This window comes from Aeromicrobium stalagmiti (assembly GCF_013283745.1).
In the GTDB taxonomy this organism is placed as follows: Bacteria; Actinomycetota; Actinomycetes; order Propionibacteriales; family Nocardioidaceae; genus Aeromicrobium; species Aeromicrobium stalagmiti.
In genome coordinates this window covers 1-1,101 of sequence record NZ_JABSTZ010000019.1, presented here as the reverse complement: position 1 = coordinate 1,101, position 1,101 = coordinate 1, and the positions used below count along the sequence as shown (strand labels likewise).

The window sequence follows — 1,101 nt, the reverse complement described above, 5'->3', positions numbered from 1 at the left end:
TGTGATGTCCAGGGAGGTTGTCCCGTTTTGCGGGGCGAGTCGATCTGACGGGTGAAGGCCTCCTGTTGTGGAGTGGAGCTATCTAGGAACCGCTTCACGACCAGGAGGCCTTCATGTCCCACGCTAACGCCACGCTCACCCCCATCACACGTCTGAGGCTCGCTGTCCTCGTCGTCGACGACGACTGGACGTATGCGACCGCCGCCAAACTGTTCATGGTTTCGCCCAGGACCGCGAAGAAGTGGGCTGACCGATACCGGGCCGACGGTGCCGCGGGGATGGTCGACCGCAGCTCGCGACCGTGCACGAGCCCGACCAAGACACCACCGGCGATCGTGCGCAAGATCGTCCGGGCACGGCTGCGTCGCAGGCTCGGTCCGGTCCAGATTGCTGGCGAACTCGGGATGCAGGCCTCGACCGTTCACGCGGTGCTCAAGCGCTGTCGGATCAGTCGGCTATCCCACATCGACCGGATCACCGGCGAGCCTTTGCGGCGTTACGAGCACGACTACCCCGGGTCGATGATCCACGTTGATGTCACAAAATTCGGCAACATCCCCGATGGTGGCGGACACCGGTTCGTCGGCCGTCAGCAAGGCGCCAAGAACAAGATCGCGACCTCAGGACTGCCTCGCGGCAAGGACCACAAGCCACGCACCGGGACAGCGTTCGTCCACACTGTCATCGACGACCACTCCCGCGTCGCCTACGCCGAGATCTGCGCCGACGAGAAAGCCGCCACCGCGATCGGCGTGCTCGAACGCGCCGTGGCCTGGTTCGCCGACCATGGCGTCACGGTCGAACAGGTCCTGTCCGACAACGGGTCCTGCTACCGGTCTCACGCCTGGCGAGACGCCTGCGTCGAGCTCGACATCAAGCACAAGCGGACCCGGCCCTACCGGCCCCAGACCAACGGGAAGATCGAACGGTTCCACCGCACCCTCGGCGACGGATGGGCCTACGGCCGGCTCTACATCTCAAACGACCAGCGCACCGCAGCGCTGCCGCGCTGGCTGCACTTCTACAATCATCACCGAGCCCACTCCGCTACCGGCGGCAAGCCACCAGTCACCCGACTGACCAACGTCCCTGGACATCACA

Annotated in this window: 1 protein-coding gene; it reads left to right on the top strand. The window is 64.9% G+C overall.

Annotated features, from left to right (window positions below; genetic code table 11):
- Positions 1-113 precede the first annotated feature (113 nt).
- A partial coding sequence (locus tag HQK15_RS18245; RefSeq protein ID WP_173492929.1) for an IS481 family transposase occupies positions 114-1,101 on the top strand: 988 nt, incomplete at its 3' end.